The organism is Marinomonas foliarum (genome assembly GCF_016906065.1).
GTDB lineage: Bacteria > Pseudomonadota > Gammaproteobacteria > Pseudomonadales > Marinomonadaceae > Marinomonas > Marinomonas foliarum.
Genome location: NZ_CP070273.1, coordinates 489,645 through 507,073, shown reverse-complemented (window position 1 = coordinate 507,073; position 17,429 = coordinate 489,645). Strand labels below are relative to the sequence as shown.

Annotated in this window: 18 protein-coding genes; 13 read left to right on the top strand and 5 right to left on the bottom strand. The window is 43.3% G+C overall.

The genetic code is table 11. The features are described 5' to 3' along the window. Positions 1–36: 36 nt before the first annotated feature. Together JSY38_RS02385 and JSY38_RS02380 are read right to left on the bottom strand one after the other, a co-directional pair. Positions 37–1,266 (bottom strand): glycosyltransferase family protein, encoded by a 1,230-nt coding sequence (locus tag JSY38_RS02385; protein WP_110573411.1) that lies wholly within the window; start codon positions 1,264–1,266, stop codon positions 37–39. A 52-nt stretch (positions 1,267–1,318) separates the two neighbouring features. Continuing rightward, positions 1,319–2,140 (bottom strand): HAD-IIB family hydrolase, encoded by an 822-nt coding sequence (locus JSY38_RS02380; RefSeq protein WP_205115079.1) that lies wholly within the window; start codon positions 2,138–2,140, stop codon positions 1,319–1,321. Positions 2,141–2,278: 138 nt separating this feature from the next. Between JSY38_RS02380 and JSY38_RS02375 the strand changes: the two genes are divergently transcribed. From JSY38_RS02375 to JSY38_RS02355, 5 genes are all read left to right on the top strand, one after another. After that, positions 2,279–3,172: a DMT family transporter gene (locus JSY38_RS02375; RefSeq protein WP_205115077.1), complete on the top strand. Its 894-nt coding sequence runs from the start codon at positions 2,279–2,281 to the stop codon at positions 3,170–3,172. Between the two features lie 860 nt (positions 3,173–4,032). After that, a complete protein-coding gene (locus JSY38_RS02370; RefSeq protein WP_205115075.1) occupies positions 4,033–4,578 on the top strand; it encodes a hypothetical protein in 546 nt (181 codons plus the stop codon). 91 nt (positions 4,579–4,669) lie between these two features. Continuing rightward, a complete protein-coding gene (locus JSY38_RS02365; protein ID WP_205115074.1) occupies positions 4,670–5,254 on the top strand; it encodes an SLATT domain-containing protein in 585 nt (194 codons plus the stop codon). Positions 5,255–5,408: 154 nt separating this feature from the next. Next, on the top strand, positions 5,409–5,645 hold the full coding sequence (locus tag JSY38_RS02360; protein ID WP_205115073.1) for a GNAT family N-acetyltransferase: 237 nt from the start codon (positions 5,409–5,411) through the stop codon (positions 5,643–5,645). Between the two features lie 249 nt (positions 5,646–5,894). Next, on the top strand, positions 5,895–6,302 hold the full coding sequence (locus JSY38_RS02355; protein ID WP_205115072.1) for a GFA family protein: 408 nt from the start codon (positions 5,895–5,897) through the stop codon (positions 6,300–6,302). A gap of 100 nt (positions 6,303–6,402) precedes the next feature. On the opposite strand, the gene JSY38_RS02350 is transcribed toward JSY38_RS02355, so the two are convergent. Next, positions 6,403–6,840 carry a DUF3010 family protein gene (locus JSY38_RS02350; protein WP_205115071.1) on the bottom strand — a complete coding sequence of 146 codons (438 nt, stop codon included), beginning with the start codon at positions 6,838–6,840 and terminating at the stop codon, positions 6,403–6,405. Between the two features lie 298 nt (positions 6,841–7,138). On the opposite strand from JSY38_RS02350, the gene JSY38_RS02345 reads away from it, so the two are divergent. After that, the gene (locus tag JSY38_RS02345; RefSeq protein ID WP_114410827.1) at positions 7,139–8,371 is read left to right on the top strand and encodes a pyridoxal-phosphate-dependent aminotransferase family protein; all 1,233 of its coding nucleotides are present in this window, start codon (positions 7,139–7,141) and stop codon (positions 8,369–8,371) included. A gap of 22 nt (positions 8,372–8,393) precedes the next feature. Here JSY38_RS02345 and yddG read toward each other — a convergent pair whose 3' ends face one another. Further along, on the bottom strand, positions 8,394–9,323 hold the full coding sequence (gene yddG / locus JSY38_RS02340; protein ID WP_205115070.1) for an aromatic amino acid exporter YddG: 930 nt from the start codon (positions 9,321–9,323) through the stop codon (positions 8,394–8,396). Between the two features lie 257 nt (positions 9,324–9,580). On the opposite strand from yddG, the gene JSY38_RS02335 reads away from it, so the two are divergent. The 6 genes from JSY38_RS02335 (at position 9,581) to JSY38_RS02310 (ending at position 15,920) form a co-directional block, all read left to right on the top strand. Beyond that, positions 9,581–10,573: a Bug family tripartite tricarboxylate transporter substrate binding protein gene (locus JSY38_RS02335; RefSeq protein WP_114410825.1), complete on the top strand. Its 993-nt coding sequence runs from the start codon at positions 9,581–9,583 to the stop codon at positions 10,571–10,573. Between the two features lie 84 nt (positions 10,574–10,657). Further along, positions 10,658–11,098 carry a tripartite tricarboxylate transporter TctB family protein gene (locus JSY38_RS02330; RefSeq protein WP_114410824.1) on the top strand — a complete coding sequence of 147 codons (441 nt, stop codon included), beginning with the start codon at positions 10,658–10,660 and terminating at the stop codon, positions 11,096–11,098. A gap of 1 nt (position 11,099) precedes the next feature. Beyond that, the gene (locus tag JSY38_RS02325) at positions 11,100–12,620 is read left to right on the top strand and encodes a tripartite tricarboxylate transporter permease (RefSeq protein WP_114410823.1); all 1,521 of its coding nucleotides are present in this window, start codon (positions 11,100–11,102) and stop codon (positions 12,618–12,620) included. Positions 12,621–12,719: 99 nt separating this feature from the next. After that, positions 12,720–13,403 carry a response regulator transcription factor gene (locus tag JSY38_RS02320; RefSeq protein WP_114410822.1) on the top strand — a complete coding sequence of 228 codons (684 nt, stop codon included), beginning with the start codon at positions 12,720–12,722 and terminating at the stop codon, positions 13,401–13,403. Further along, the gene (locus tag JSY38_RS02315; RefSeq protein ID WP_205115069.1) at positions 13,366–14,859 is read left to right on the top strand and encodes a sensor histidine kinase; all 1,494 of its coding nucleotides are present in this window, start codon (positions 13,366–13,368) and stop codon (positions 14,857–14,859) included. Before JSY38_RS02320 ends, JSY38_RS02315 begins: the two co-directional genes overlap by 38 nt. Next, positions 14,856–15,920: an ABC transporter substrate-binding protein gene (locus JSY38_RS02310; RefSeq protein ID WP_205115068.1), complete on the top strand. Its 1,065-nt coding sequence runs from the start codon at positions 14,856–14,858 to the stop codon at positions 15,918–15,920. The genes JSY38_RS02315 and JSY38_RS02310 overlap by 4 nt, the downstream gene beginning before the upstream one ends. Here JSY38_RS02310 and JSY38_RS02305 read toward each other — a convergent pair. Continuing rightward, positions 15,917–16,651, bottom strand: a complete 735-nt coding sequence (locus tag JSY38_RS02305; protein ID WP_239544205.1) for a helix-turn-helix domain-containing protein — start codon at positions 16,649–16,651, stop codon at positions 15,917–15,919. The genes JSY38_RS02310 and JSY38_RS02305 overlap by 4 nt on opposite strands. 130 nt (positions 16,652–16,781) lie before the next feature. Between JSY38_RS02305 and JSY38_RS02300 the strand changes: the two genes are divergently transcribed. Beyond that, positions 16,782–17,417: a methylamine utilization protein gene (locus tag JSY38_RS02300; RefSeq protein WP_205115066.1), complete on the top strand. Its 636-nt coding sequence runs from the start codon at positions 16,782–16,784 to the stop codon at positions 17,415–17,417. The last annotated feature ends 12 nt before the right edge of the window (positions 17,418–17,429 follow it).

Here is a 17,429-nt window from a genome sequence, read left to right as displayed (position 1 = left end):
ATCTAATTTTTTGCTGACAGCTCTATTCTTAGGGGGCTATTTTTTAGGTCCATATTCAGCCATATCTAACTCAACAGCTTGAGCAAGCTGTGACATCACCCCAGGAAAAGCACTTAAAACGCGGTTCCAACTAGGTATAAAAGGCGTTTCCATTGGGTTGTCTAAATAGTGGTTACCTGCTTTCATAATGTTACTAGCGAACAGTTCGACGGCTTGTTCTTCAGAATGCACGTCCAATTTTAAACCATTAATTTCAGCGTCGTTTTTGTAGGTTTCAATGAAATCCAACGCGACACGATAGTAAGTTGCTTTAATGGTTCGGAATGTTTCTTGATTAAAGATAGTACCGTTTGTCGCCAACTTCCGAAAAATTGCTTTGGTGATATCGATCGACATTTTAGATAGACCGCCATCGTCGTTATCTGCAGATAAATCCTGATGTTTGTGATCATAAATATCGGCAATGTCTACCTGACACAAACGGTTGGTCGAGTAGTTGCGGTACATCTCACTTAGTACGCCAATTTCTAAGCCCCAATCACTTGGAATACGCAAATCTGTCATCACATCACGGCGGAACGAAAACTCACCAGCCAGCGGGTAGCGATAGCTGTCTAAATAATCCAAATAATCTAAATGGCCAAAAACTTTTTTCAATGAGCAAAGTAAGGGCGTGACCAACAAACGACTGACGCGTCCATTCATCTTGCCATTGGCGGCGCGGGCATAAAAGCCCTTACAGAATTCATAGTTAAAATTCGGGTTCGCCACAGGGTAAATAAGGCGCGCCAATAATTCACGGTCATAAGTGACGATATCACAGTCGTGCATGGCAATCGATTCGGCTTTGCCTGCCGCCAAGTTATAGCCCATACAGAACCAAACGTTACGGCCTTTGCCAGGATCAGATGGTGAAAGATGTTCGCCTTTTAATACACTGTCAATTTCTCTTAGGCGGGGGCCATCATTCCACAGTACTTTTACATTTTGCGGTAACACGCTGAAAAATTCTAAGGCGTGACGGTATTGCTCTTCTGTGGCTCTGTCCAAGCCAATGATAATTTCAGACAAGTAGGGAACTTGCTGCAAGTGTTTCAAAATATTCGGCATAGCGTCTGTTTCTAATTCAGAATACAGACAAGGCAGGATAAGTGACATTGGGCGCGTTTTCGCAAACTCACACAGCTCTTTTTCCATTTCTTCTAACGGGCGGTGTGCCAGATTGTGAAGCGTGGTGATGATACCGTTCTGATGAAAATCGCCCATAGTAATTCTCCTAAAGTCGTAATAATGGTGTGTTTATTGTTCTTTTCGTGGCTTACAAAATACCTTGTTTAGTGAGTTGTAAATTAATCGCCTGAGCCCAGCCTTCTGGTCCATAAGCATCGGTTAACCAAGCGTCACTGCGGTTTGGAATTTCAGGTGGCGCATGCACTGGTGAGCGAATGACGACAGGAATATCAGCTTGGCTCAGCATGCCGATGTCATTTTCACCGTCGCCCAACGCCATAGTGATCACCTCAACGTCGCTTTGTTCGTCATATAATTCTTTCAGCCATAACATGGCGTTGGCTTTGTCACAGTGTTTGCCCATTAAATGCGCGAAGCGTCCGCCTTTTTGGATCTGCACGTCATGCGGAGCAAGATCATCACGAAGCGCGCTAAGAGCAAGATTCGAGTCTGTCCAAACCATGGGTTCAGTGAATTCTCGCTGCATCGCCAATTGCGCATTCGTGCTATTTAGACCCGTAATGGACATGAGCTCTTGATAGGTCATATCGCTAAAGCGCTTAAAGGTGTATTTGTCTTGTTTATCGTTAGTCAGTTTGATGAGTTCGTCGCGTTTGGGGCCGAATGACTTGCACCAGTAGTCGCCGCAATCTTCTAGTTGTTCATCAATTAAAATAGATGTGTTTTTTGGAATATATACCGCAGAGCCGTTTTCTACGATAAAAGCGTCTTGGTGATTGAGCTCTTTTCTAAGGGAGGCAAGCTCTGCAAATGTCTTGCTGGTATTGATAATACAAGGGATGGAAAAAGTCTTTAATGACTGAAGAGCAGCCAATGCTGGCTTAAAACTGTAAGTATGATGATCGAGCAAGGTGCCATCTAAATCGGTAAAAATCAAAAGTGTTGTCATCTCTATTCCTTGTTGGGTCCATCAAAATGCTGCTGATGAACGTTAGTATGAAGCTTGCAAATCTGGTGCCAGTGCGTAAAAGTGGTGCTTTTCCTATTAAGGTGCATGTCTAGCCTAACTAGACTGTTGAACAGATTAATGACAAGTTTGCTACGTTTATGTGTCTTTGTGATTTTGGCTTTGCTGGCATTCGCAGCAAACTCTGTATTGTGTCGTTTGGCGCTGAACGATGGTCTTATTGGTCCTGCGCAATTCACCACGTGGCGCTTGCTCAGCGGCGCATTTACCTTGGTCTTGCTTAGCGTTTTTCAGTGTCTCAAAAAGCAACGAAATGATGTTAAAACCGTATGGCTAGAAGGTAGTTGGTTATCGGCGTTGGCGCTCTTTGTGTATGCCTTAGGCTTTTCTTATGCCTACGTCACATTAGAAACAGGCATAGGCGCTTTAATACTCTTTGGTGCCGTGCAACTCACCTTGATCTTATTTGGCGTGTGGGCAGGGCAGAAGCTGGTTTGGTTGGAATGGTTAGGGCTGGCGTTAGCCTTTGCAGGCTTTGTCTATTTAGTGCTTCCGACTTTATCTTCACCTTCTTTATTGGGCTTTGTCTTAATGACGCTAGCAGGCGTGGCATGGGGCTTGTACACATGGCGAGGAAAAATTTCAGCTAAGCCTTTATTCGCAACAACGTCTAACTTTGTTAGAACTATTCCCATGTTATTGGTCGCGCTGATTGTCATTTCTTTTAATGGCGAACAAGCACCGAGCGCACAACTTGAAGGCATTATTCTCGCCGTCACCTCTGGCGCTATCATGTCTGGACTTGGTTACGCCATCTGGTACGCCGTCTTGCCTTATCTTAGTGCTTCCATCGCTGCTGTGTTGCAGCTACTAGTTCCTATTATTGCCACCATCGGCGGCGTAGTTTTTGCCAATGAATCCATCACAATGCACCTCGTCATCGCAACGCTAAGCGTCCTAGGTGGCGTATTGCTTGTCATAATCGCGAGAAAACGAACATCTAAAAACGCCTAGTTTTGGTGCGTTTTTATCTTGCTGCGCCATAATTGACAGCTTTATTGATTGAAAATCGATCGCTGTTTTGTCCAATATATAGGGTAGGTCGCGGCTTTAGCCCGACACTGTATTTATTTCCTCTCCTTATGTCTTTCAAAGTGAGGGCGAGGGAGGGGGATTAGTTTGGCCTTTCAGAGCTTTGACCCTGACTTCCACCTTGGCGCTTGGAGCAAATCACACACCACCGCTCGACGTTACTTTGATAAATTGACGTTTGACCTCGCTCTTGGCGTTTGCTTCGCTCCTCGCTGCTGAACATAAACACTTTTACTCGTAGGGCACGATGAGCGAAGCGTGATCTGCCGTTGTTAGTAAACGCATAACATATTTAATACTGCTGCCAAGTCTCTTCCCCTTTCTTCAAGGGGAAGACGGAAGATGGGGTTATTAGTCTTGAGTGCCTTCAATTCCCTAAAAGTCTTATGGTTTTACCTAGTTTTTCATTGTATTGTCAGGATATTGTAATGGATTAATTAGTATAGATTGCTTGGCTGATATTGGTATGAGATCAAAATTATCAGACTCAAACGGTCTAAATTTAAAAGAGTGACACACTAAATTCTGCTGAGTAAAAAAGAGTGATGACAAGATAGGTAAGACCGTGACTTGGAAATTCTGGGACTAACATCGTTTCGTTGAAAACGCCAAAATGATTAGAACCAAGTCAGCGCTGTTTTTCGCAGGAATAGCATCAGGGATAAAAGCTAAAAAGGCTTTACTAAAAATCCGAATAGATGGCTGCAAAACTACTCTTGTTAAAGCTTGATTTTGCTTGCAAAAATCGGGGTGTCCATAGATGTTAGCTTTCTAGGAGAGATATGGAGCATTTCGTAGAAATCATCAAAGCACTAGCATGGCCAGTATCAGTAATTTGGCTTGGCTACATATTTCGCTCAGAAGTTAGGCAGCTTTTAAATCGGATGTCTAGTTTTAAATATAAAGACGTAGAGGCTAACTTCGAGCGAGAATTGGCTGAGGCGGAAAATAACGCAAAGCAAATTACAACTTCAAGTGCTCCATCATCTGGTCAAGACCTATCTCAGAAAGAGCAGCTTTTTAGAATATCTCAGGTTTCACCTAGAGCAGCGGTAGTGGAAGCATGGACATTGATAGAAACAGCAGCTATTAAAAATGGGTTAATCTCAGGAACTACAATTCAGCGCACCAACCCAAAGATGATAGTAGAGTACCTAAGTAACTCCGGTAAATTTTCAGCTGAAAGTATCAATTTAATTGAGCAGCTACGGAGAATCAGAAATCAAGCTTCGCATATGCCGGACTTTGCAATAAGCCAGAATGAGGCAGAAAGGTATTTGGATTTAGCTATTCAGAGCGCTGGAGTAATCAATGCAGCCAAAAGCTAACAAGGCAATTAAAAATCGCCCACAAAAAGCGTGGGCTGGACTCGCTAACGCTCGCCTTTTATTGCGACGTTAAGCCTACAAGGAAAACTTCATGGAAAAAGAAAACCACTTTGAAGAGTTATATGATCGCGTTCATAAAACAGCTTGTTGTCGTTTCTTTGCTCACGATAGGCTGAAAAACCACCATAACGCATCTTTATGGACGATAACGTTTTTCTCAATGGGGCTTATATTTGTTCCTTTGATACAAACATTTGGACTTGAGACGAGATTTTCTAGTAACTACACAAATTTTATCCAGGTAGTTTTGGCAATAGTTATTCTTGTTATTTCTGTCTTGCTAAATATGACCAACTTTTCAGTGAGAGCGGATAGGATGCATCAATGTGGTATGGTGTTAAATGCGTTCGCCCGAAAAGTTCATCGACACATAAATGAAAAATCAGATGCAAATTTTTATGATGGGTTAGTGGCTGAATATGATGCGGTGCTTCAGCGTTTCGAGAACCACTCTCCAATGGATTATCTTTTTGCCAAAAATCACTTAACTAGTAGTTATCAGAACTCATGGTATTTCCCTCTATATATTCGCGCTAGATATGCGCTACAGTTCTTTCCATACTTATTTCTATTGGGGCTGGAAGGTTCTTGGTTTTATATGCTGGTGACAAAGTAGGCTTAACAAACGCATCAAGTCGTTCGCTGAAAAACGCTCACTGCGACACCAAAACTATGCGGCGATTTAGTTTTTGTGCTTCGCAACTTTAAACTAATCGCCGCTACATTTTGCTGCCCCTTATGCGGGCGTTAACCCGTTTAAGAGGTCCAGCTTGGATATTGAAGTAAGTAACGAAAAATCTGGTGATGACGCGAGAATACATCAGGTCACAGAACAGGCGTTTTTAAGCGCGCCTCATGCTGATCATACTGAGCAATTCATTATGGATGCCCTTCGCCGTGCGGGAGCGCTGACGGTCTCTAAAGTGGCTAAATCTGATGGAGAAATTGTTGGTCATGTTGCGATTTCTCCGGTCACTCTATCGAATTTAGTGTCAGATGAAAAATAGCATTTAAATGCATTGCCTTGAAAGTGGAACAGATCATAAGGTCTGAGGGAACTTAGTGTCACGGCCAATACGCCCTGTAGCTGCACTTAAAAACAACCCGGCATCTACCACCCGCGTACTAAAAGAAGGTGGGTGCGTAGCCAATGCATAACAAGCGCATTAAAAATCGCCCTACGGGCTGGACGTTGCTGATACTTCGCCTGTTATATGAGTGTTAAGCAAATATCTATTTTTCCCCACGGAGGCGAAATGTACAAAGGCAGTTGTTTGTGTGGCTCTATCCAGTTTGAGCTACATGGTGGAATTACAGATCCTATCTATTGTCACTGCTCACTGTGTCGAAAAGCGAGTGGCAGTGCGTTTGCAACAAATGGTTATGTGAACAGGTCAGACCTCAAGCTTAATGACGCAAAAGGCACTCTTACATATTACGAAAGTAGTGAGGGTAAGCGGAAATACTTTTGTTCGTCATGCGGTGTGCCAATCTATAGTTCAAACTCAGCAGAGCCGGACAAGTTAAGAATTCGTTTAGGGGTAATCGACAGTGATATCGTTGAACGTCCAATCTCTCATAACTTCATCACCTCAAAAGGCAACTGGGAAGAATTAGACATAGATTTACCCAGGTATGAAAGGCACGAGCCATCGAGAAAATAGCCGGTGTTATTTATCATTTCTGTCGTTTGTATCCAATAAAGAGCATAAAAAAACGGACACCTTTTAATGGCGTCCGTTTTTTATTACGAAATCTTACTACTTACACTTCAGGAATGTATTCTGAAAGCGCAGCGTACGCCACTGTGAAGGCGCCTTCTTGGAATGCACGTAAGCCAGTTGCTTTGAATGGAATCGGCATTGGGTTGTGCTGAATGATGTCTTTTACTTTTGCGCCGCTGAACAAATCTACTTCAACCGTATCGATCAATTGGATCGCTGCTTCAATTTTAAAGCCTACCGCGCCGCCAGCGAATTTGCCTTTGGTTGGGCGTTCACGAATAACGGCTCTTTTCACTTTGTAATCTTCAAACAGTTTTTTCAGCATGAACTGAAATTTACGTACGCTTTCGCTGTCGTTTGGGTTGCTCAATGTGTGACGCACTTGGCGACAATCGGCGATTTGGAATAGTCCGTCTTGCTTAGACAGAAGGCAAAGAATGACTTCGCTGCCTTTAATTTCGATACCACAAGTAATCATAACTGGGTCCTGAATAGGGGATTTCGCGCATTATCGCACAGTTGATGGGGATTTCGCAGAGTAAAAAATACTGCTTGTTGAAATGGAAACCAGTCAGATCTAAGGCGAAAATCAAAGCAGCTAGTTTATTACACTCTTTTCAGTTTGCTGTCTCTTATTATTGGTAGGGATATTGTACTATTGCCAAATATTATTTTGTTAAAATGCAAAACGCGATATTTTCTACTGTAAAAGCGTAAATAATGGTTTTTTACTATAGGAATATTTTTTCAACACTTACTTAATTAGGTTGCATAAAATGACTGCTTCATCGCCAATGGGTATTCCTCGCCCCCAGGTGAAATCTTTAGACGAAATTCTTCCACATGAACCTTTGTTGATGATGGGTGCTGGTCCTGTTCCAATTCCTGAGCGCGTGGCGAAAGCCAACTCTGTGGTGATTAATCACCTTGGCGGCGTCATGGCGCAGGTGATCGGACAAGTGAAAACCATGGCGCGTTATGTTTTTCAAACAGAGTCTAAATGGGTGCTTGGTGTAGCAGGGCCAGCCTCGGCAGCGATGGAAATGGCGGTGGCTAATCTATTGGAACCAGGCGAGCGTATTTTATGTATCAATAATGGTTTCTTTAGCCATCGTATGGCGGAAATGGCGATTCGTATTGGTGCCGATGTTCATGAATTACACGTTGGTGTGCATGAAGCGGCTGACCCAGAGCGAGTTCGTAAAGCCATCGAAGAAACGCGTCCGAAGGTACTGACATTAGTTCAAGGCGAAACATCGAATACGGTGTTTAACCATTCATTAGAAGAAATCACTAAGATCGCTAAATCTTATGGTTGTTTGGTAGTTGTGGATGCTGTTTGTACGCTTAGTACGATGCCGCTGAAAATGGATGAATGGCAGGTAGATGTTGTTATCACGGGTGGGCAAAAAGGTTTGTCATCTATCCCTGGTGTTTCTTTGTTGGTGTTTTCTAATGAAGCGTGGGCAGCAGTGAAAAACCGTACTAAGCCAACTGCTCAATGGTGCTTTGATGCACAACTTGCTGAGAATTTTTGGCACAATGATGGCTATCATTATACGGCGCCTGTTTCTGGCATCATGGCGTTGCATGAAGCATTGAAACTGGTATGTGATGAAACTCTTGAACATCGCTTTGCTCGCCATTTACGTTGTTCTAAAGCGTTGCAAGCAGGTATTGAAGGAATGGGGCTGTCATTGTTTATTCCTTCTGAATCTCGTTTGAACTCTGTGGTGGGGATTAATATTCCTGACGGTTTAACCGCAGGGCAAATTTGCCGCCATATTTCAGAAATGTATCGAGTAGAGATTGCTGGGTCGTTTGGTCAGCCTATTGTGCGTATTGGTCAAATGGGCGAGCAATGCCGCGAGCATAACTTGTTCCGCACCTTGCATGCCTTTGGCAGCACCATGCGCGATTTGGGAGTGAAAGTTGACCAACCAAACGGCATGGCGGAAATGGAAGCCTACTTGCAGAAGATTCCGCGTACGCTTTACCAAGTGGCTTAATGCTTTAATTTTTTGTGATCTATCAAATACCCTTGGTTTCAACCGCCAAGGGTATTTTTTTGTTTGGCATTAAACTAGCGAAAAGGGCCCCAGCAGTAATTAATAGGCAGGCGATGATTTGCCCAGTGGTAAGTTGCGCTTCGGTAAAAAGCCCAAGCCAAGCTGTCGATAGGGCGGGGGCGGTATAAGACAGTACACCGAGTAATGACAGGTTGCCTTTTTTAACGCCAAAGTCCCAACAAAAGAAAGCAATGCCAACGGGTCCAAAGCCTAATCCTAAAATGGCAACCCAAGTTGTTGCAGGGAAGTCTATCGAAGGAGTCCAGCTTTGCGCTTCGATCATGAGGTGTGATGTGCCTGCTAGGAGCGTTGTGATTAGGCAATACCAAAGTACTGCGCTAGACGGAACGCTTTGAAAACGTCGATTGGCCACGGAATAGCTCGACCAAATAAACGCGCAGGCAAAAGCCGCTGCGTAGCCTGTCCAATGGTAGGCGGTATTGCCTTCTACATCAGTTACTTGCCCTTTTGATTGCAGCATGATGCCTGTACCGATAAACGCAATCACTGCGCCCACCAAATGTGTCCATGACAAAGAATTACCTTTTGTCATGCCGGCCATTAATACAATGAGCAAAGGCCAAAGGTAGGCAATTAACCCCGCTTCGATGGGTGGGGCATGCTGAAACGCATAAAAGTAACAGAAGTGGTAAAAGTAAAAACCTAACCCACCCATGAAAATAGCGCTTTTGGGTGTGTTTTCCCAAGATGACTTTAGTTCGCCTTTGACTAAATACACGATAAAAAACAATAGGCTTGCCACACCAAAAGTGAGTGTGAGCAAGAGTAATGGCGCTACTAAATTGGCTTGTGTGGTAAACAGTGCAAGGGTACTCCAAAGTAAAATGGCGATGCTACCAATAAGCGTGGCGTGGGGTGAGTGGGCTGTCATCTTGTGGTTTCCTATATCCTAATCTAGTCTGATTGGGTGATAGATTACCTTGCTTGTCTATTAAAGGCATTGTCAAAAATGCGTGTTTTGATTTGTAAAAAAACGCTGTTTTTCTCACAAATAAGCAAGAAATATTGATCGGTGACAGGGTAGTGACAGGTTTGACAGGTAAGGTTTAGCAAATCGAGCTTATTTAAATCTTAATATTTAGGGCTTGATAGGCTAACAACAAAAAAAATAACAAGCAGGAGATAACCATGCTTAATAACATTTCTTTGAAGTCTGTTCTAATTTCTGGTGCGGTAGCACTGACTATTGCTGGACAGGCTTACGCCTACGAACCAGCTCGTAGCGGAGAGTGTATCGCTCCAGCTAACCCAGGCGGTGGGTGGGACTTTACTTGCCGTAGCGTTGGTAAAGTATTAGTAGACCAAGGTTACTTCAAAGGTAACGTACAGACAGTTAACATGACGGGTGCTGGTGGCGGTGTAGCTTTCGCTCATACGATCAGTAAACGTGACAAAGATGACAACCTTGTTGTTGCCGCAAGTACAGCAACGACGACTCGCCTTGCTCAAGGCCAATTCCCAGGCATGAATGCTGACCAAGTAAAATGGGTTGGTACATTGGGTGCTGATTACGGCATCATCGCTGTTGGTAAAGATTCAAAATACACTTCACTAACTCAAGTTCTTGATGCACTTAAGAAAGACCCAAGTGCGGTTAAATTCGCAGGTGGCAGTGCTTCTGGTGGTTGGGATCATTTAAAAGTTTTGATGACGGCGCAAAAAGCGAACGTTGAAAACTTGCCAAAAGTTCGTTACTTAGCCTTTAGTGGTGGTTCTGAAGCTTTGGTACAAGTAGTTGGTGGTCACGTTGATGCGTTCACTGGCGATATCTCAGAAGTTAAAGGCTTCATGGATTCTGGCGACCTACGCGTTTTGGCGGTTCTTTCTGAAGAGCGCTTACCTGCACCGTTTGATTCTATCCCTACAGCGATGGAACAAGGTATCGATTCTGTAGCGCCAAACTGGCGTGGATTTTACGTGCCAGGTAACTCAAGTCCAGAATCATACGATTGGTGGGTAAAAACTATTGATGAGTTGTACACAACTCAGGAATGGAAAGACATCATGACTAAAAATGGTTTGATGCCGTTCCATAAGTCTGGTGCTGAATTCACTCAATTCGTAAAAAACCAAACTTTAGATATCAAAATCTTATCGCAAGACATCGGTCTAATTAAATAACCTCAGACCGCTATTTGGAGGGGATCTTTCCCCTCCTGTTTTTTTATTTATTCACCTCTTGATTAACATACATGGAGCAGAGACATGCGTATAAATGATCGTGTGTTTGGCATGCTGATGCTAATTCTTGCCGTCGCATACGGCTGGGAAGCAACACAATTTCCAATTCCTTTTGGTGGACACGAAAGTGTCGGACCAGAAACTTTCCCTATCATGCTGTCCATCATTTTAGGCATTAGTTCTATTTATATGATTGTTCGCCCTGATCCTGATGAAGCATGGGCACCTGTTCCAATGTTACTTGAGCTGAGTGTTGTGGTTCTTTCTATGCTTGCGTTTGCATGGGCGATTGAACCTATAGGGTTTATGCCTGCGGCAGCGTTAGTCGTGAGTTTCTTGAGCTGGCGTATGGGAGCAAGTATCGCGAAGAGCCTTATCACTGGTGTGACAAGCTCTGTTGTTATCTTCTTCCTTTTCAATAATGTGCTTGAATTAGCACTGCCTCTAGGTCTATTGGAGTTTTAATATGGATACTATGAGCTTATTAATGCAAGGCTTTGCGGTAGCGTTAACGCCGGAAAGCATTATGTTTGCGGTTATAGGTGCTATTTTAGGTACTTTGATTGGTGCATTGCCGGGTCTTGGCCCTGCAAATGGTGTGGCAATTTTGATTCCATTGGCGTTCAGCTTGGGCTTATCTCCAACATCGTCTCTTATCTTGTTAACGTCGGTTTATGCGGGTGCCATGTATGGTGGTCGTATTTCGTCAATCCTGTTAAACATTCCGGGTGACGAGCCTGCCATGATGACCTGTTTAGACGGTTATCCAATGGCGTTAAAAGGTAAGGCAGCAGAAGCCTTGGCTATCTCTGCAATTGCTTCTTTTATCGGTAGTTTTATTGCGACCATTGGTTTAGTTATTCTTGCGCCGATCTTAGCGAAGTTCGCTTTAAGATTTGGTCCTTCTGAATACTTTGCCTTGTTTGCATTAGCCTTTGCTACCTTGGGCGGTATTACAGGTAAAAACCAATTCAAAACGCTAATGGCAGCGGCAATTGGTCTAATGATAGCGACAGTGGGTATCGATATTTCTACTGGCGTACAGCGTTTTACTTTCAACACACTTGAGTTGTTTGAAGGTGTTGATTTCATTATCGCGATTGTTGGTTTGTTTGCGATCAGTGAACTCTTGTTCTTCTTGGAGCGTCACGCTGGTGATGGTCTAAAACAAGTTGCTATTAACAAACTTAAATTGTCTGCGAAAGACATTATTAAAGTACTTCCTGCTTCTTTCCGTGGTGCGGTGCTAGGTTTTGTTGCTGGTGTATTACCAGGCGCGGGTGCTTCTTTGGGTAGCTTTATTAGTTATACCTTGGAAAAACGCGTATCTGATAAAGGCGAATTTGGTAAAGGTGACCCTCGTGGTGTAGCCGCCCCTGAAGCCGGTAACAATGGTGCAGCGTCTGGTGCGCTTGTTCCAATGTTGACACTAGGTGTTCCTGGTAGTGGTACAACTGCTGTGTTATTGGCGATGTTGATCTCTTTAAACATCTCTCCAGGCCCTATGTTGTTCCAACAGAATGCGGATCTTGTTTGGGGTGTTATTGCTGCGATGTTCATCGGTAACCTTGTGTTACTACTATTGAACATTCCAATGGTTGGCATCTTCGTTAAATTGTTGAGCATTCCGCCTAAATACTTGATGCCGATTGTTACCTTGGTAGCGTCTGTTGGTATTTACTCTGTAAGCCACAGTGCATTGGATTTGTACTTCATGGTTGGCTTCGGTGTAGCAGGTTACATCTTCCGTAAGGTGGATATTCCTTTAGTACCTATTATTTTGGGTATGTTGCTTGGACCTGAAATGGAGAAAAGTTTACGTCACGCGTTGGTACTTTCTGACGGTGATTGGAGTGTGCTTTTCAATAGTGGCTTGAGTATCGGCTTATGGACAGTTGCAATACTTGGCTTGGTTTTACCTATCATTGTTGGCCCGATTGTTCGCGCTAAAATGAAGAAATCAAAAGAGTCTGTTAAAGACGCGTAAGCCCTGTAATACTGTTAGTAACTCACAACAAAATTCGAGTAGCGTCTGCTGCTCGGATTTTGTCGTTTCTACAATAATAAAGACGATGGTCGAAAGGTTATGCGAATTCTAGTCGTAGAAGACACTCAGGTATTAGGGCAGGCAATCTGTGAAAGGTTGGCTAGCCTAGGGCACGCTGTAGACCTAATAGGCGATGGCAAACGTGCCGATGAGTTACTCAAATACCAGTCGGTTGATTTGATATTGCTAGATCTTAATTTGCCTGGGCTGTCTGGATTGCAGTTATTACAGAAGTTGCGCCAACGAGAAGATGACACACCAGTATTAATCTTAACCGCTCGCGACCAGATTGAAGACCGTATTCGACTTCTGGATGAAGGGGCGGATGATTATCTAACGAAGCCTTTTGATTTTGGTGAGCTTGAAGCCCGTTGTCGCGCTTTGCTGCGTCGTAAGCAAGGTTACGCAGCCAATGTCACAGAACATGGCAATATACAGGTCAACCGCGATAGTCGTCAGGTGTTTATTGAAGGCGAGTTAACCGCAATTACCAACCGAGAGTTTCGATTGCTTGAAATCTTTTTAGGTCATCTGGGGCGAGTCTTGAGTAAAGATGAAATAACAGATCACTTATTTAACTTTGACGAACCGCCTGGTCCGAATGCTATCGAACTTTATGTTGGTCGCCTAAGAAAGAAAATGAATAAAGGCGATTTAGCCATAAATACCCTAAGAGGAATTGGTTATGTGGCAGAAATCACTAAATCACCAAAACCTCAGTGAAGAAGAGGAGCAAAGCGCGTTAAGAAAGGCGCCATCCTTACGTTTTCGCTTTATTCTGGCGGGCTTTTTGGTGATTAGTATTATTGCCGGTTTGGCTATTAACCTGATTTTTGATTATAGCCAGAAGTTAGCCGATTTATCTTACGATCGCTTATTACGCAGCGCATTGCTGCAAATGGATGAAAACGTTGGCTTAATGCGCAACGAGGTAAGCATTGATATTCCATGGTCGGCCTTTGCCACCTTAGCGCAAGCTGACGAAGATAGAGTGTTTTATAAGGTAGAAAGCCTTGAGCAGGGCTTTATCACGGGTTATCAGGATTTAAATAGCGAGCCACCTCAGCCACCAGTACTAGATCAAATGCAGTTTTATAACCAAGAGTATTCTGGTGAAATGGTGCGTTTTGCTTGGATTCAACGCCACCTAACAGACCCTGAAACAGCGCAAACTGTGCGAATTGTATTAGGGCAGACGCGATTATCAAGGGAGGCGATGGCGTCTTCTATTACGCACAAAGCGGTTGAGGTTGTGGTGTTTATTGCGTTGGTTGCGATCACTCTTATTACCATTGGTAGTCATCTTGTTTTGCGACCTTTGCATCGCATAGAGCGAGCATTAGAAGAGCGAACCATGGGAGATCTCACACCAATTGAGATTAATACGCCAAAAGAAACCCATCACTTAAAAGTCGCTATTAATCATTTTATGGCTCGACTTCAAACCAACTTAGAGCAATTAGAAAATTATACTGCGGATGCGGCCCATCAGCTGCGTACACCATTGGCGAGCTTAAAAGCCTTGGCGGAAAATGCACGCGATATTAATTCTGTAGATCAGCATTCCACAGACCTTGCTTGTTCTGATCGTCAGCATCAGGCATTAGATAACATAGTTAAACAGTGTGATGCACTAAGCCAAACCGTGACCTTATTATTAAACCAAGCGGTGGTTTCGCATCGTTTGCAAACACACCGATTGGAACCTATTGATATACTGCCACCTATTAAGGCGTCTTGTCGTGAGCAGGCGGTGACGGCTTTGCATAAAGGCGTTCGCCTTTCTTTTGACTGTGATTTAAAAGAGACCATGATTTTAGGTGATGCTTTTTCTATTCAGCAAATGATGCAAAACCTCATCGAAAATGCGGTGCGATACAGCTCATCAGATGAGCAGTATGATACTGAGGTGATCGTACAATTAAGTGAGTTTGAGCGCTTTTATCGTATTCAGGTGGTTGATTATGGTGACGGCATTCCAGATTTAGAAAAAGAACGAGTGTTTGAACGCTTTTACCGAGGGCGTTATGACATTGCAGGCAGTGGCGTTGGCTTGGCGATGGTGAAAGACATTGTCGATCATCATTCGGCGCGCATTGAAATAGTAGACACAGAGCCGAAAGGCACCACATTCCAGGTTGATTTCGCTAAGTTTCGATACAATGAGGGCGTTTTATGAAGCAGACTTTTTGGGGTTTTATACTCATTGTCAGTATGCTTTTGGGAAAAGTATGGTCGGCAGAAACGATCTGGTTTGGTAACAGTGCCGCTACGCGTGTTTTGTATATCAATTCTGCGTTGGACTTGGCCTCATTCGAACCGATTTTAAATGAATTTGTGGCCCAGTACCCTTATATAAAAGTGGCTTATCGGGATGTTAATACGCTAGATTTGTATCACCTTACAGTCAAGGAGCACAATAAGCCTCAGGCGAGTTTGGTTATTAGTAGTGCTATGGACTTGCATTTAAAGTTGGTAAACGACGGCTATGCGCAAAGTTATCAGTCGAGCTTTACGGATCGTCTGCCAGATAGTTTTAAGTGGCGTAATCAATTGTTTGCTTTTTCACTTGAACCTATTGTGATGCTGGTTAATAAGAAAGCTTTTCCGGGTGACATGCCAGAAGATCGCCAGTCTCTATTACAAACTATTCGGCAAAATGAAAAGACAATGACAAAGCGCATAGGCACCTATGATATTCGACAGAGTGGCGTGGGGTATTTGTTGGCGAGTCAAGATGCACGCCAAGCAGATGTTACTTGGGGGCGTTTATTAGAGGCCTTTGGTAGCCATGACGTACAAACCTATTGTTGTACACATGACATTATTGATGATGTCGCATCTGGAAAGTTGGTCTTGGGTTATAACTTGCTGGGTTCTTATGCCTCACAAAGAGCGCAAGAAGACGATAGGTTGAAAATGATCTTACCAAAGGATTATACCCTGATGCTGATGCGTGCCGCTTTAATTCCAAAAGGCGCGCCTAATGCCGAAGATGCGGGTGTGTTTTTGGACTTTTTGTTATCGGATAACTCACAAAAAATGATGCAAGATCAGGGCTTACTGTTTCCTATTTGGCCTGATTTAAACAGCCAAAATGATCCCTATGTTGTCAATGCCCCTGGCCCAACAGGCGTTATTGAGCTTGATCAGCAATTATTGGTTGGCAGAGATTACGCGAAACAGAAGCGCTTTATTCGCAATTGGGAAATGGCGTTAGAAATTAGCGACGAAGATTAAGAAGACGAATTGCTGTTTCGATAGCGACCAGGAGTGATGTCGTAGTGCTTAATAAACAAACGTACTAAGGCACTGGCATCGCTTATTCCGACTTTGTTCGCAATATAATCGAGGCTTTTGTTGCTCGACGTTAGCCATAGTTTCGCTTCAGAAAGACGACGTTGAAGCAGGTATTGTTTGGGTGTTATGCCTATATGCCGCTTGAAAAGCACAGAAAGCTGACTGCTACTTAAATGGACAGAATCTGCGAGCTCAGCAAGACTCCATGCATTTTGAAAGTGGTGATCTAGATGGTGTTTTGCTTTTGCCAAGCGTGCATCAGCTTTTACTATTTTTTCTTGGGGAATGGGTAATAAATGTTCCAACAAGTTTAACGCTTGATAGGTTCTGAGCTCGTTGCTGGGCTCGGCTGCTAAGCTGGCCAGGAAGGGTAAATAGGCGGTTGTTTGCGCTGTTAGCTCTACAAAGCTTTGCTCAGTTTGAATGCTGTCATCCCAAACGGGTAAAGAGTTAAGTATCAAGCAGTGGTTATTTTCTTTAGCAAGGTGAGTATGAGCTTGATTGGACGAAATCATACAAGCCTGTCCAAATTGAACAGCCTGCTGAGTGTTTTCTACTTCTAATATTAGCCGCCCAGACAATGGCAAAACAATTTGTGTGTGGGCATGTAAGTGAGCTTTGTCTGTGTCTTTATAGGAAATAACTTCTATATGTTCACGTATTGTTTCCATTTGTTAACACCTGCTTTTACTTTAACCTTAAGAAAGATTAATAAAGTATAATCATCTCACCGAGCTTAATGACCAGTATATTAAATGCTGGATAATAAAATCAAAGCCGATTAAACCAAAAGGAAATAAGATGCGCTATTTGATCGCTCTAATGCTTTTTTTATCCCTCCCTAATGCGTGGGCAGAGGTTACGTTAACGGTTTTGGACCAAGATAATCTTCCTGTCGCCGATGCTGTTATTACTGTTCCTAACCAATCTATGAGTACGCCTGATAAAATAGCGGTTATGGACCAGATTGATGAATCTTTTGTACCACGTGTATTAGTTGTGCAAAAAGGCCAATACGTTAGTTTTCCGAACAGCGATGACATAAGACACCACGTTTACAGTTTTTCTAAACCTAAGTCATTCGAAATTAAGCTTTATAAAGGCACTGAAATCGCGCCAATTTTGTTTGATGAGCCAGGTTTAGTAGTTCTTGGCTGTAATATACATGACGACATGATTGGTTACATTATTGTAGCGGACAATGCACTAGCATTTAAAACAGATGAAAATGGCCAAGTAAATTTACCTGTAAAAAAAGGTGATACGGTTTCTTTGTGGACAGAAAGAACGCTACAAGGTATCAATGCTGCTCTACCTATCACGATTACGGGTGAGGAAGAGCAACGGATTACGATGGAACTATTGCCGCCACCGCTCGACATGATGGATCACGGCAGTATGACTAAGGGATTTGGAAAGTCGAAATGGTCATATTAGTGATTTTTTAAA